This is a genomic window from Vibrio sp. 10N (assembly GCF_036245475.1).
In the GTDB taxonomy this organism is placed as follows: Bacteria; Pseudomonadota; Gammaproteobacteria; order Enterobacterales; family Vibrionaceae; genus Vibrio.
Genome location: NZ_BTPM01000001.1, coordinates 2,631,753 through 2,644,628, shown reverse-complemented (window position 1 = coordinate 2,644,628; position 12,876 = coordinate 2,631,753). Strand labels below are relative to the sequence as shown.

Here is a 12,876-nt window from a genome sequence, read left to right as displayed (position 1 = left end):
CGAAGCTAAGCTTCGGCTTTATTTTTTGCAGCGGTAGGCGCTACCAAAGAGGGTTACAGAGGTGCTGAAATAGACTGGGCTGAGAAGCAATACGGTATCGCCACCTAGCGCAGCAGCGTGATTTTTGATGCCATTGACCGCACCTTGCGTTAAAGAATCATTCTTGAAGAATAAATACGTGTACCAATACCCTTCAGAACCCGTTACATCGCCTTTCCACTCACAATCAGAGACATCTACACTCGCATCGAGCCGCATTTCAACTTGAGCGGCTTGTTCCGACTGTAATTGATTAAATGGTTGAGCACAGCCAGAAAGCAGCAAAGCTATCGCAGCCCAAAGTCCCAATGTTCGTTTAAAGTGCAACATAGGCAATAAACCCCACCCAACTCAAAGTAAGCAATGCCCAAGGTAAAATTGCAGTGCGAGGAGCTGACACGCTCTCTACGGTATCTGTGGTTGCTTGGCTGGTTGCTGGCTCGACCGACTTGGCGCGTTTCTGCTTCTTTTGTGCTTTATCAGCTTGGCGCTTTTTCTCTTTTTGTTGTTTTTTGTATAGCGCAATGCCTTTTTCGATCCCTTGAGCCACCAGCTTGGTTTGCTCTTTGGTTTGCCCTGGTTTTTGAGTTGCTTTGGCTATTTTCATCGCCTCTTGCTGAGTTTCCACTGAAGGTGTGTTTTTATTGTTTTTCATCTTGGTTCCACGCGATCCGTTTCAAGCAATGGTTCGGAGTAATCACCTTAGATCATTCTCATTCGAGCCATAGTTTTCGAGCATCTTAGCACAATGCACAACTCAGTCTTGAATCAAAGCGCGATTAGCACCATATAGTTTGATATGAGTTAAAATTAGAGACGTAAAATGCGTTACGCCATAGAACAATACGATCAGCACGGTTTACTAAAGCCACCCGTTTGGCTTTGGTTGGGGTGGGCATTTTTGATTCGTGCGTGGGTCGTCTTTGTTGTGGCGGGAGCCAGCCGACAAGAGGGCAGCAATATTCTTCAATACGTCTATCCTAACCATACGATGTTGTATGTCGGACTGGCGATGGGCTTGCCGATTGTTGTGGGCATGTGGTTGGTGGGGTTGCGCAAAAGTGATTCAACCAAAACCAATTTTCTGGTCAGCTTAATGAAGCCGGTGACCCTTATCGTGGTGGGACTGCAATTGATGCACACCACTTACCTGGTTAACTTGCAGCATTGGCAATTTAGCTGGCCAAATGCCGTGACACTGGTGTCCTTGGCTTGGTTTGCCATCTACCTATGTAACAGTCGTCGAGTAACAGATAGTTTGGCGTTACCAGCCAAAATCACTTCAGTTTCTGATCAAGGTCATACAATCAACCATCAGTAAAAAATACACTGAGCGGAAAAAACAGAGGAAAGACAATGTCATTACCACAAAGTGCGATCACGCCAGAGGCCGAACCTTTTGCGTTGTATGCTCAATTAAAAGTCAATCAAAACGCTCAACAGGTTTTGGACGCGTTGCAAACCTTGCCGAGTTTGGTGGATGAACTGAACCAAGCTCAACCAGGTGCTGAACTTACGCTCTCTGTGGCTTTCTCCCACGCGTTTTGGTCTCAACTAGACCAGTCCATGCCGGCTGAACTAAAGCCTTTCCCTGAGCTGGGTGAGGGCGAAGTATATGCTCCTTCAACGGATGTGGATGTGTTGATTCATTGCCACTCACAGCGCCATGATCTGCACTTCTATCTGCTACGTAAGCTGATGGGACAAATTTCTGAGCACGTTACTGTTGTCGATGAAACCCAAGGCTTCCGTTTTATGGATTCTCGCGATATGACTGACTTTGTCGATGGTACTGAGAACCCGAAAGGCGATCAGCGTGCAGATGTCGCTCTAGTGGCAGATGGTGAGTTCGCTGGTGGCAGTTATGTCATGGTGCAGCGCTTTGAGCACAACTTGCCAGCATGGAACCGATTGAATGTTGCAGCGCAAGAAAAAGTGGTGGGTCGTACCAAACCCGACAGCATTGAGCTTGAAGATGTTCCAGTGGCATCACATGTTGGCCGAGTCGACATTAAAGAAGAAGGTAAAGGACTAAAAATTGTTCGCCATAGCTTGCCTTACGGCAGTGTTAGTGGGCCACATGGTCTGCTGTTCATTGCGTACTGTAATACGGTTCACAATTTCGATGCGATGCTAGAGAGCATGTATGGTGTTACCGACGGTAAAACAGACCAATTGCTTCGCTTTACCAAGGCTGTGACAGGGGCTTACTTCTTTGCTCCGTCTCAGGCTATGTTGGCGTCATTAACCGTTAAAGCCTAATCGCAACAACACTTCTATAAAACGCTCTCAAAGACAGTCCATTTGTCTTTGAGAGCGCTGTTCTAAATCTCTCAAGTTTCCTCAACGTTGGTCGATAACTAAGCTATTCAATTCATCCTGCTTTGGGAAGCGATATGTCGATCACTGTGAATACCAATGTCAGCGCAATGGTGGCGCAAAACCACTTAGGCTCGGCGAGTAAAGCACTCAGCCAGTCCTTAGAGCGCTTATCGTCGGGACACCGTATCAACAGCGCTAAAGATGATGCCGCGGGTTTACAAATTGCCAATCGCTTAGAGTCTCAGATCAGTGGGCTTGGGGTTGCGCAGCGTAATGCCAACGATGGGATCTCAATCATGCAAACCGCTGAAGGTGCAATGAATGAAGCGACGCAGATTTTGCAGCGTATGCGTGACCTTTCTTTGCAAAGTGCCAACGGAGCTAACTCTTCACAAGATAGGCAAGCGCTGGAGCAAGAGTTTGTGGCACTCAATAATGAGCTAAACCGTATCGCTGAAACCACAAGCTTTGGTGGCAGAAAGTTACTGAATGGCACCTTTGGTAGTTCGTCGTTTCAAATTGGCGCTCAGTCAGGGGAAGCACTGCAAGTCGGCCTGGCAAATTTGCGTACTGATCAGCTCTCTATGGGAGGAGCGGTATATCAAGCGGGACGCAGTGCGCCATCAGAATGGCAAGTCGGCCAGAGCAACAATGCTCTTGCTTTTAGCTATGTCGATGCGGGTGGGGATACCCAATCGGTGACGATTGAGCTTAAGCAAGGGGATGACATTGAACAGGTGGCAACCTTCATCAACGGACAAACCGATGTACTGTCGGCCTCGGTAGACGAGAACGGTCAGCTTCAGGTGTTTGCAGATTCAGATAAAGTCGCGGGAGCCGTGAGTTTTTCCGGTAGCTTTGCTAGTGAAGTCGGTTTGAAGACTGGCGAAGTCGTCACCGTGAACGATATGTCTATCGGTACAGTGGGCGGCGCGCAGCTGTCCGTATCCGTACTCGATAAAGCGATGAAGTTTGTTGATAGCCATCGTGCTGAATTAGGCGCGACTCAAAATCGCCTTAACCATACCATCAATAATCTCGCCAACATGGAAGAGAATCTCTCTGCATCACAAAGCCGTATTCGCGATACAGACTATGCCAAAGAGACCACTCAAATGCTTAAGCAACAAATTCTTCAGCAGGTGAGTACCACGATATTGGCGCAAGCGAAACAAACGCCGAACTTGGCATTGACCCTATTACAAGGCTAGAGCCATCGACAGCTTTGAGTCGAACTTTAGTCTTTTTTTGATAAAACATTTCTTTTTACCATTTCTGTCACATCTTCAGCTCTAAAGCAGCAAAATTCGTAACTTTGTTATCTTTTTCTCTCAAGTGTTTGGTTTTAAGGACGATAAAGAAAGTAACTTTGAGAGAACTACTTGGTTTTCCGAGACGTCGGAAACCGCTACACCGGAAAATCAATTGGAGAAACAACATGGCAGTGAATGTAAATACAAACGTATCAGCGATGACAGCGCAGCGTTACCTCAACAACGCAAACCAAGCTCAACAAACCTCAATGGAGCGTTTGTCGTCTGGTCACAAAATCAACAGCGCGAAAGATGACGCAGCGGGTCTACAAATCTCTAACCGTTTGAACGTACAAAGCCGTGGTCTTGATGTAGCGGTACGTAACGCCAACGACGGTGTGTCTATCGCACAAACTGCTGAAGGCGCGATGAACGAGACCACCAACATCCTGCAACGTATGCGTGATCTATCACTTCAATCTGCGAACGGCTCTAACTCAAAAGCTGAGCGTGTTGCGATTCAAGAAGAAGTGACAGCACTGAACGACGAACTAAACCGTATCGCAGAAACCACGTCTTTCGGTGGTAACAAGCTACTTAACGGTACACACGGTACTAAGTCATTCCAAATCGGTGCTGACAACGGTGAAGCGGTGATGCTGAGCCTACGTGACATGCGCTCTGACAACGCACAAATGGGCGGCACTAGCTACCAAGCTGCGAACGCGAAAGACAAAGACTGGAGCGTAGCGGCAGGTGCTAACGACCTAACGATTGACCTAACAGACAGTTTTGGCGACGCACAATCTATCACCATCAATGCGAAAGAGGGTGATGATATCGAGCAGCTAGCGACGTACATCAACGGTCAAACTGACATGGTAAAAGCGTCTGTAGACCAAGACGGTAAACTACAGGTATTTGCTGGTAACAACAAAGTTGACGGCGCTGTGGCTTTCTCTGGCGGCCTAGCGGGTGACCTAGACATGCAAGCAGGTAAAGCGGTAACGGTTGATACGATTGACGTAACGTCGGTAGGCGGCGCACAAGAGTCGGTTGCGATTCTCGACTCAGCACTAAAATACGTGGACAGCCACCGTGCAGAGCTTGGTGCATTCCAAAACCGCTTCAACCACGCAATCAACAACTTGGATAACATCAACGAGAACGTGAACGCGTCGAAGAGCCGTATCAAAGATACTGACTTCGCGAAAGAAACCACGTCGATGACCAAGAGCCAAATCCTATCGCAAGCGTCAAGCTCAATCTTGGCGCAAGCGAAACAGGCACCAAACGCGGCATTGAGCCTACTGGGTTAATCGGACATATCGACAAAGCACTCTGTCATCCCCCGTTGAAAAAGGGGCTTTTAAAGCGGGTATTACATAGTTTGAGCACAATACTCGCGGACAAAGATCCTCACTTTCGTGAGGATGACCATGTTCAGTTGAGATAGACGATGTTCCGTCATCCCCTTGAAAAAGGGGATCTCCTAAAGCGCGTTGCGGACTAAAAAGATGTGAATTAATCATCACCTTTTAGTGTGCAGCGCGCTTTTTGCGATCTTCACGTTCGTGAAGATGACGTGGGGTAGTGAAGACGGCGTGGGTAAGTGAAACTAATATGGGTGGTAAAGGGTGGTTAGTGCATTTGGTTAACGCTTGGTACTGTCCACATGCCCCAAGTCGCGATCTGGCGCGATAATATCACGCACTTTCTGCTTAAGTACTTTCGCCTCTGGAAAGCCGCCATCGCGCTTACGCTCCCAAATCTGTTTACCATTGCACCAAATTTCAAATCGCCCACCAGTGTCTGGGTGTAGACGGATTGTTTCCACTTCTTCGCTAAATGTGTGCAGAAGCTCTTGGGTCATCCAAGTGGCGCGCAGCATCCAGTTACACTGGCGGCAATAATAAATGTCGATGGTCGCTTTTTGCATAATCTTCCCTGTTGATATGACTAAAAAAGGAGGCTTGCGCCTCCTTTGAATACTATATATCTGAACCGAGTTAGTTTGAGAACAAGATTGACGAACCTTGGTTCAAACTGGTCAGTAGCAGTGTTTTCTCGTTGACGATGTCGATACGACGGCTCTGCTGCGCTTCCATTTTTAGGAACTGCTTGATCATCGCAAGTTGCTCATGAGTAAACTCATCAGACTGCGCGGTCGCAGTATCCTTAAACTCACGTGGCGAAATCAGTAGATAATTGTCACTGATAGTCCACGTGCCCATTTCAGAAATTTTAATCAGCGTATGTGTCTCTGGATCGTCACCAAACAGGCGCATCGAAGACTCACGAATATACTCACCACCAGGCAGGTACTTCACGTTTGCTGACATTTCAAGGCGGCTCAATGGACCAATATCCGTATCTGGATAATGTCTCGCGGCAATAATGCCAACCATATTCGATTGCCACTCATTTGAAGTGAGCACTTGCTCTAGCTTAAGATCACTTCCCCAGTATAACCACGCACTCAACGCAGTTGAGATTGCCAGTAAGATAGCGGCGTATTTCATTTTCATCGGTGACGACTCCTTACTGGCACACTTTAGACAAGTCAGACTGTTCAGTGAAGATACGCATAGTGCTGTTTTCACGTGAATGCTCGACTTTGTGGATAAAGTTTAGCGCGATTTGATCGCTTTGGTCGCCAGTGACAATGACCTCAGCTGGTAACATATCACCAGTGTGGGTCTCTACATATTTTGCCACGCACTGTTCAATCTTTGGTAGCCAGCTCGTCACGTCAGGGTGGCTTTCTGGTGTCACAATCTGAACCTCATTGACGACGCTCAGTGGCTTAAAGGTCGACTGCGCTGGGTTGGTACCCATTAACACTAAAATGGGTAGCAAAATAGCAGCGGCAACCATAGCCCAAACACTTGGTGGCGTTTTTGGCTTTGGTGCAATAGCCACAGTGGCTGCTGGTGCAGTAGCACTGGTAACCGTTTCCAGTTTGTCTGTCGGCAATTCAGCGACCGGCGCTTCATCCACCGTGTCTGAAGAGGCTTTTGGTGCTGAGCGCTCAACGGCAGAGATCAACTGGTAGCCACGTTTTGGCACCGTTTTAACAAACTGAGGAGATTTGGTAGGGTCTTTCAGCATTTTACGCAGCGTAGAGATAGCTTGCGTAAGGCTAGAGTCGTCAACCTCGAAGCCTTGTTCACGCCAAACGAAATCATGCAGTTCGTTTCGAGTGATCACTTCATTCGGTCTTTCAGCAAGTAGAAGTAAGATGCGACTTTCATTACTACCAAGACGAACGACTTCATCGTTATTGGTTTGATCGACCAACGAATTGCTGTTTGGGTCAAAAATGTACTTCTGGCCGAGTATAAACTTAGTGCCTATGTTACTCATTGCATTCTTCTTTTTAATGCCGCAACGCGACGGAACAGGTATTTTGGCGCTGTATACCAACAGAGCCAATTATAGAATTTTAGGATTTTTTTATAGTCAGGTGCAGTAGGATAATAAAAACAAATCAAAAAAACAGTATTTTTATTTATCTTTACCTTGAATTTACAATCTTCATCCTCATCTCTTTAATCGATGAATCATAGTGATATCGAGTACGACAATAACGACACTCGGTATGAAATGTGTAAATGGAGATAGCATGAGCACCGTTGAAACCAAGAACAAAGAAACTCGTGGCTTCCAGTCCGAGGTAAAACAACTTCTTCACCTTATGATCCACTCTCTGTATTCAAACAAAGAAATATTTCTAAGAGAGCTGATTTCCAATGCATCGGATGCTGCAGATAAGCTGCGCTTCCAAGCCCTATCTAACTCAGAACTGTATCAAGGTGATGCAGACCTAGGGGTAAAGCTGTCATTTGACGAGAAGAACAACACGCTAACCGTTTCGGATAACGGTATTGGTATGACGCGTGATGATGTGATTGAGCATCTTGGTACGATTGCTAAATCTGGTACCAAAGAGTTTTTTGCCAAACTGTCAGAAGAGCAAAGCAAAGACTCTCAGCTTATTGGCCAATTTGGTGTGGGCTTTTATTCTGCGTTTATTGTTGCAGATGCGGTAACCGTTCGCACTCGCGCAGCGGGCACCACTGCTGATCAAGCCGTACAGTGGCACTCTGCAGGCGAAGGTGATTACACGATTGAAGACATCACCAAAGAGACTCGCGGTACAGACATCGTGCTCCACATGCGTGAGGAAGGTAAAGAGTTCCTATCTGAATGGCGTCTGCGCGATGTGATCAGCAAGTACTCTGACCATATCGGTATTCCAGTGTCTATCTGGACACTTGAGCGTGACGAAGAAGGTAAAGAGACCGACCAAGGTAAGTGGGAGCAAATCAATAAAGCTCAAGCACTTTGGACCCGCAACAAATCTGATATCAAAGACGAAGAATATCAAGAGTTCTACAAACACGTTTCTCACGACTTCGCGGATCCACTGATTTGGAGTCACAACCGTGTAGAAGGTAAAAACGACTACACCAGCCTGCTTTACATCCCAGCCAAAGCACCATGGGATATGATGAACCGTGACCATAAGAGCGGTTTAAAGCTTTACGTTCAACGCGTGTTCATTATGGATGACGCTGAGCAGTTTATGCCATCTTACCTGCGTTTTGTACGTGGTTTGATAGATTCAAACGATCTACCACTGAACGTTTCTCGTGAAATCCTTCAAGACAACAAAGTAACCCAATCGCTGCGTGGTGCCTGTACTAAGCGCGTGCTGACTATGCTTGAGCGCATGGCAAAGAATGATGAAGAGAAATATCAGTCATTCTGGAAAGAGTTTGGCCTAGTACTAAAAGAAGGCCCTGCTGAAGACATGGCGAACAAAGAGAAAGTAGCAGGCCTACTGCGCTTTGCTTCGACAGAAGTTGATTCTGCAGAGCAGACGATTTCTCTAGCGTCTTATGTTGAGCGCATGAAAGAAGGCCAAGATAAGATCTATTACCTAACAGCAGACAGCTACGCAGCAGCGAAGAACAGCCCACACCTTGAGCAGTTTAAAGCGAAAGGCATTGAAGTTGTCTTGATGTATGACCGTATCGACGAATGGCTAATGAACTACCTCACTGAGTTTGATGGTAAGCAGTTCCAGTCAATCACTAAAGCGGGTCTTGATCTGAGCAAGTTCGAAGGCGAAGAAGAGAAAGAGAAGCAAAAAGAGACTGAAGAAGAGTTCAAGTCAGTAGTTGAGCGCACGCAAACTTATCTAGGTGAGCGCGTTAAAGAAGTTCGCACTACGTTCAAACTAGCAAACACACCAGCGGTTGTCGTCACTGATGATTTCGAAATGGGTACACAAATGGCGAAGCTTCTTGAAGCGGCGGGTCAAGAAGTACCAGAGGTGAAATACATCTTTGAAATTAACCCTGAGCACGAGCTGGTTAAGCGCATGGCAGATGAAGCCGACGAAGAAGCATTCGGCCGCTGGGTTGAAGTGTTGCTTGGTCAAGCGATGCTTGCAGAGCGCGGTTCGATGACCGATCCATCGCAATTCTTGGGTGCGATCAACAAGCTTTTGGCTAAAGTCTAATTCCCTTGTGGAGTCGGACACCCTAGTCTAATTAAGAGCTCGAGGATTCGAGCTCTTGTTTTCTCAGGGCTAAACGCACACTTTTAGGTTACTTTAGAGTGCAAAGCAGGATCTTTAGACCACTTTTGGCGTCAAGCAAGCGATTTCTATGATAGAATGCGCGCCAAGTTAAAGATTCAACTATTTTTTGAATAAACCGTTTATACCGAAACGTATCGCAGCAAACATGCCCATTGGGCATCAAGCAGTAGGCTTCGGTATAAATCTTTTTTTATATAAGAGGACAAGTCATGCGCATCATTCTTTTAGGTGCTCCAGGTGCAGGTAAAGGCACACAAGCTCAATTCATCATGGAAAAATACGGTATTCCACAAATTTCTACTGGTGACATGCTACGTGCAGCAATCAAAGCGGGCACAGAGCTTGGTAAGAAAGCGAAAGCAGTTATCGATGCAGGTCAACTTGTATCTGATGACATCATTCTTGGTCTAATCAAAGAGCGTATCGCTCAAGACGATTGCGAGAAAGGTTTCCTACTAGATGGTTTCCCACGCACTATCCCTCAGGCTGATGGCCTAAAAGAGATGGGCGTAGATGTAGACTACGTGATCGAATTTGACGTAGCTGATGACGTAATCGTTGAGCGTATGGCTGGCCGTCGTGCTCACCTTGCTTCTGGTCGTACTTACCACGTTGTTTACAACCCACCTAAAGTGGAAGGTAAAGATGACGTGACAGGTGAAGACCTAGTGGTACGTGATGACGACAAAGAAGAAACCGTTCGTGCTCGTCTAGGTGTATATCACGATCAAACTGCGCCGCTAATTGCTTACTACGGTAAAGAAGCAGAAGCAGGCAACACTAAGTACCTAAAATTTGACGGTACTAAGCAAGTGGCTGACGTAAGCGCTGACATCGAAAAAGCACTGTCTTAATCGACATTTGTGAATTCGTTAAAAAAACGACCTCTCGGGGTCGTTTTTTTTGATCCAAGAAAAGCGTTCATAGGTATATAATTCGCTTAGAAATACTATTAAAAACAAAGGAAGTCTATGAGCGATTCGTCAAAAACAGGTGTGTTGTTGGTCAACCTTGGCACGCCAGATGAACCGACAGCAAAAGGGGTGAAACGCTTTTTAGAGCAGTTTCTGCACGATCATCGTGTCGTGGATATGACCCGCTGGATTTGGTGTCCGGTGCTGCACGGTATCATTCTTCCTATTCGCTCTCCTAAGGTCGCTAAAGCCTATCAGTCGGTATGGATGGACGAGGGCTCACCGCTGATGGTGTACTCCAAGCGTCAGGCGGATAAGCTGGCTCAATCAATCAACCTTCCTGTTGAACTTGGCATGAGTTACGGTAATCCATCGCTACAAAGCGGGATCACTAAACTGCTCGACCAAGGCGTAGAAAAGATCGTGGTACTGCCGCTTTATCCGCAGTACTCGGGCACCACAACAGCTGCTGCGTTTGATGGGATCGCGAAAGCGTGTAAGTCGATTTCAACCTTACCGGCCTTCTCTATGATTCGTGACTATCACGATCACTCTATGTACATCAAAGCGCTTGCTGACAAAGTGAGAGCTCACTGGGAGCAAAATGGCCGCGCCGATTACCTGTTGTGTTCTTACCACGGCATACCAAAGCGTTATGCGGACAATGGCGATGTGTACCCACTGCATTGTCAGGTAACAACAGAGCGATTACGCCAAGAGCTTGGCTTGGATGAATCGCAGATGGGAATGAGTTATCAATCGATCTTTGGTCGTGAAGAGTGGCTACAGCCTTATACCGACAAGACGCTTGAGAAGATGCCAAGCGAGGGTATCAAAACCATCGATGTTATGACGCCAGCGTTCTCTGTGGACTGTTTAGAAACTCTGGAAGAAATCGCGATAGAGGCCAAAGAGACCTTTATCGAGGCTGGCGGTGAGCGCTTTAGTTACATCGAGTGTCTCAACGACTCAGACGCCCACGTCGCCATGATGGCAGAATTGGTGAATAACGCGTAGCGCATCAATCTAAATGAGCTTAAACGAAAAAGGCCAGTCATGATGACTGGCCTTTGTTATTTCTATTCGATTAAACGAATAAACAATTAAGCGATTTGAGCTTGCTGCTCTTCTACTTGTTCTGCATTGCTTACTGAGCTTTGCTCTGCACCGTGCATCCACTTAACAAGTGTATTCGCGAACAACAGTAGGATAACGCCACAGATAACGGCTGTGATCGCGATACCACTAAAGATAGCCATAGCACCTAGCTCGCCCACATGTGAACCAACAAGACCCGCTACGTAGTTCGCAATGGCGTTGAAACCAAACCATGCACCCATCATCAAAGACGCAAGACGCAGTGGCGCAAGCTTAGTTACCAGTGATAGGCCAATTGGAGATAGACACAGTTCACCTAGTGTGTGGAAGAAGAATGCACCTACTAACCATAGCATTGAGGTTTTCACGCTGGTGTCGCCACCTTGCTCAAGTACTGCGCCAACCATGCAAAGGAAACCTGCTGCTAGGAAAAACAGTGCAAGTGCAAATTTAACCGGTGAATTTGGCTCACGTTTGCCCAGTTTCACCCAGATAGCGGCCAGTACTGGCGCAAGAGTAATGATGAAGAATGGGTTTAGAGACTGGAACCAAGCTGCTGGCACTTCAAAGTCGCCAATCATACGATCTGTATATTGCTGGGTGTAGATGTTCATCAGACCACCCGCTTGCTCGAAGCCCGCCCAGAAAACGATAACAAATAGACCCATAATCAGTATAACCTTCAAGCGATCCATCTCCTCACGAGTGAGTGGCGCTTTGGTTTTTGATTGGCTTAGCTCACGAGCGCGTGCTGCCGCCGGCACATTACCAATGTCACCTAGCCAAGAGTTCGCCATAGTCATCTGCATCACTAGGCTGATCACCATGCCGATACCCGCCACAATAAAGCCAGCTGACCAACCGAAAGAGTTAGTTGCTGAGCCAACAACGATACCCGCTAGTAGTGCACCTAGGTTGATACCCATGTAGAAGATGGTGAACGCGCCATCACGACGGTTGTCACCTTCTGCGTATAGGTCACCTACCATGGTCGAAATGTTTGGCTTAAACATACCATTACCCGCGATAAGCAGTACCAGACCACCGTAGAACATCTGGGCGCTTGGCTCACCGGATGCCGCTGCCGCTAACACGAATTGGCCTGCCGCCATCAGTACACCACCGATGATGATCGACTTACGTTGACCTAAGTAGTTGTCGGCAATGTAACCACCGATAAGCGGAGTGATGTAAACAAGTCCAGTATAGATACCATAGAGATCCAGAGCATCTTTAGTAGACCAGCCCATACCACCATTGATTGTGGTGTCTGTTAGGAACAAAACTAATATTGCGCGCATAGCATAATATGAGAAACGTTCCCAAAGTTCGGTGCCGAACAGTAGGAATAGGCCGCGTGGATGGCCAAGGATGTTGCGTTGTGCTGTCATAAGTTTTACTAATTTTTATCATCAAAGAATTTAATGTGCCAAATGGTATACCTGACAACATTAATATCCGCAAGGGGTCTGTTTTTTGGAATTTGTGAAATAATTGTTTAACGTGATGAAATGTAAGAAAATTTTTCAGTGATGGTACGAAAATTTCGTGCTGCAATCTAAATTTTCATTTTTACCAGCTAGCATCTATTCGGATTTTTCATCGGTCTGATCGCAGACACGAGATGGTTAAACGGGCA

Annotated in this window: 13 protein-coding genes; 7 read left to right on the top strand and 6 right to left on the bottom strand. The window is 46.7% G+C overall.

Annotated features, from left to right (window positions below):
* Positions 1-18 precede the first annotated feature (18 nt).
* Together AAA946_RS12335 and AAA946_RS12330 are read right to left on the bottom strand one after the other, a co-directional pair.
* On the bottom strand, positions 19-369 hold the full coding sequence (locus tag AAA946_RS12335; protein WP_338165110.1) for a DUF4156 domain-containing protein: 351 nt from the start codon (positions 367-369) through the stop codon (positions 19-21).
* Positions 356-694 carry a DUF2956 domain-containing protein gene (locus AAA946_RS12330; protein ID WP_338165109.1) on the bottom strand — a complete coding sequence of 113 codons (339 nt, stop codon included), beginning with the start codon at positions 692-694 and terminating at the stop codon, positions 356-358. The genes AAA946_RS12335 and AAA946_RS12330 overlap by 14 nt, the downstream gene beginning before the upstream one ends.
* A 168-nt stretch (positions 695-862) precedes the next feature.
* On the opposite strand from AAA946_RS12330, the gene AAA946_RS12325 reads away from it, so the two are divergent.
* The 4 genes from AAA946_RS12325 (at position 863) to AAA946_RS12310 (ending at position 4,933) form a co-directional block, all read left to right on the top strand.
* Positions 863-1,360 (top strand): DUF2919 domain-containing protein, encoded by a 498-nt coding sequence (locus tag AAA946_RS12325; RefSeq protein WP_338165108.1) that lies wholly within the window; start codon positions 863-865, stop codon positions 1,358-1,360.
* Positions 1,361-1,395: 35 nt separating this feature from the next.
* Positions 1,396-2,301 (top strand): Dyp-type peroxidase, encoded by a 906-nt coding sequence (locus AAA946_RS12320; RefSeq protein ID WP_338165107.1) that lies wholly within the window; start codon positions 1,396-1,398, stop codon positions 2,299-2,301.
* Between the two features lie 134 nt (positions 2,302-2,435).
* Complete coding sequence (locus AAA946_RS12315; protein ID WP_338165106.1) at positions 2,436-3,572, top strand: flagellin; 1,137 nt, start codon at positions 2,436-2,438, stop codon at positions 3,570-3,572.
* 227 nt (positions 3,573-3,799) lie between these two features.
* Positions 3,800-4,933: a flagellin gene (locus tag AAA946_RS12310; protein WP_338165105.1), complete on the top strand. Its 1,134-nt coding sequence runs from the start codon at positions 3,800-3,802 to the stop codon at positions 4,931-4,933.
* Positions 4,934-5,268: 335 nt separating this feature from the next.
* Here AAA946_RS12310 and AAA946_RS12305 read toward each other — a convergent pair whose 3' ends face one another.
* The 3 genes from AAA946_RS12305 to AAA946_RS12295 all read right to left on the bottom strand — a co-directional run bounded on the left by AAA946_RS12305 (position 5,269) and on the right by AAA946_RS12295 (position 6,980).
* The gene (locus AAA946_RS12305) at positions 5,269-5,553 is read right to left on the bottom strand and encodes a SelT/SelW/SelH family protein (protein WP_338165104.1); all 285 of its coding nucleotides are present in this window, start codon (positions 5,551-5,553) and stop codon (positions 5,269-5,271) included.
* Positions 5,554-5,623: 70 nt separating this feature from the next.
* Positions 5,624-6,142, bottom strand: coding sequence for a regulatory protein ToxS (locus tag AAA946_RS12300; RefSeq protein WP_042496822.1), 519 nt, complete (start codon positions 6,140-6,142; stop codon positions 5,624-5,626).
* Positions 6,143-6,155: 13 nt separating this feature from the next.
* Positions 6,156-6,980 (bottom strand): winged helix-turn-helix domain-containing protein, encoded by an 825-nt coding sequence (locus AAA946_RS12295; RefSeq protein ID WP_338165103.1) that lies wholly within the window; start codon positions 6,978-6,980, stop codon positions 6,156-6,158.
* A 259-nt stretch (positions 6,981-7,239) separates the two neighbouring features.
* Between AAA946_RS12295 and htpG the strand changes: the two genes are divergently transcribed.
* From htpG to hemH, 3 genes are all read left to right on the top strand, one after another.
* Positions 7,240-9,144 carry a molecular chaperone HtpG gene (gene htpG, locus AAA946_RS12290; RefSeq protein WP_338165102.1) on the top strand — a complete coding sequence of 635 codons (1,905 nt, stop codon included), beginning with the start codon at positions 7,240-7,242 and terminating at the stop codon, positions 9,142-9,144.
* A 290-nt stretch (positions 9,145-9,434) separates the two neighbouring features.
* Positions 9,435-10,079, top strand: a complete 645-nt coding sequence (gene adk / locus AAA946_RS12285; protein ID WP_006071083.1) for an adenylate kinase — start codon at positions 9,435-9,437, stop codon at positions 10,077-10,079.
* Between the two features lie 117 nt (positions 10,080-10,196).
* Positions 10,197-11,156, top strand: a complete 960-nt coding sequence (hemH, locus tag AAA946_RS12280; protein ID WP_338165101.1) for a ferrochelatase — start codon at positions 10,197-10,199, stop codon at positions 11,154-11,156.
* Positions 11,157-11,242: 86 nt separating this feature from the next.
* Here the strand turns inward: hemH and AAA946_RS12275 are convergent, their stop codons facing one another.
* A complete protein-coding gene (locus tag AAA946_RS12275) occupies positions 11,243-12,628 on the bottom strand; it encodes a peptide MFS transporter (protein WP_338165100.1) in 1,386 nt (461 codons plus the stop codon).
* Positions 12,629-12,876 lie beyond the last annotated feature (248 nt).

What these genes read in the sequence shown, in the direction of transcription:
- AAA946_RS12320 (WP_338165107.1), top strand. Translation starts at nt 1,396, where the DNA reads ATGTCATTACCACAAAGTGCGATCACGCCAGAGGCCGAACCTTTTGCG.
- AAA946_RS12310 (WP_338165105.1), top strand. Translation starts at nt 3,800, where the DNA reads ATGGCAGTGAATGTAAATACAAACGTATCAGCGATGACAGCGCAGCGT.
- AAA946_RS12300 (WP_042496822.1), bottom strand. Translation starts at nt 6,142, where the DNA reads ATGAAAATGAAATACGCCGCTATCTTACTGGCAATCTCAACTGCGTTG.
- AAA946_RS12275 (WP_338165100.1), bottom strand. Translation starts at nt 12,628, where the DNA reads ATGACAGCACAACGCAACATCCTTGGCCATCCACGCGGCCTATTCCTA.
- AAA946_RS12315 (WP_338165106.1), top strand. Translation starts at nt 2,436, where the DNA reads ATGTCGATCACTGTGAATACCAATGTCAGCGCAATGGTGGCGCAAAAC.
- AAA946_RS12335 (WP_338165110.1), bottom strand. Translation starts at nt 369, where the DNA reads ATGTTGCACTTTAAACGAACATTGGGACTTTGGGCTGCGATAGCTTTG.
- AAA946_RS12330 (WP_338165109.1), bottom strand. Translation starts at nt 694, where the DNA reads ATGAAAAACAATAAAAACACACCTTCAGTGGAAACTCAGCAAGAGGCG.
- AAA946_RS12295 (WP_338165103.1), bottom strand. Translation starts at nt 6,980, where the DNA reads ATGAGTAACATAGGCACTAAGTTTATACTCGGCCAGAAGTACATTTTT.
- adk (WP_006071083.1), top strand. Translation starts at nt 9,435, where the DNA reads ATGCGCATCATTCTTTTAGGTGCTCCAGGTGCAGGTAAAGGCACACAA.
- AAA946_RS12325 (WP_338165108.1), top strand. Translation starts at nt 863, where the DNA reads ATGCGTTACGCCATAGAACAATACGATCAGCACGGTTTACTAAAGCCA.
- hemH (WP_338165101.1), top strand. Translation starts at nt 10,197, where the DNA reads ATGAGCGATTCGTCAAAAACAGGTGTGTTGTTGGTCAACCTTGGCACG.
- htpG (WP_338165102.1), top strand. Translation starts at nt 7,240, where the DNA reads ATGAGCACCGTTGAAACCAAGAACAAAGAAACTCGTGGCTTCCAGTCC.
- AAA946_RS12305 (WP_338165104.1), bottom strand. Translation starts at nt 5,553, where the DNA reads ATGCAAAAAGCGACCATCGACATTTATTATTGCCGCCAGTGTAACTGG.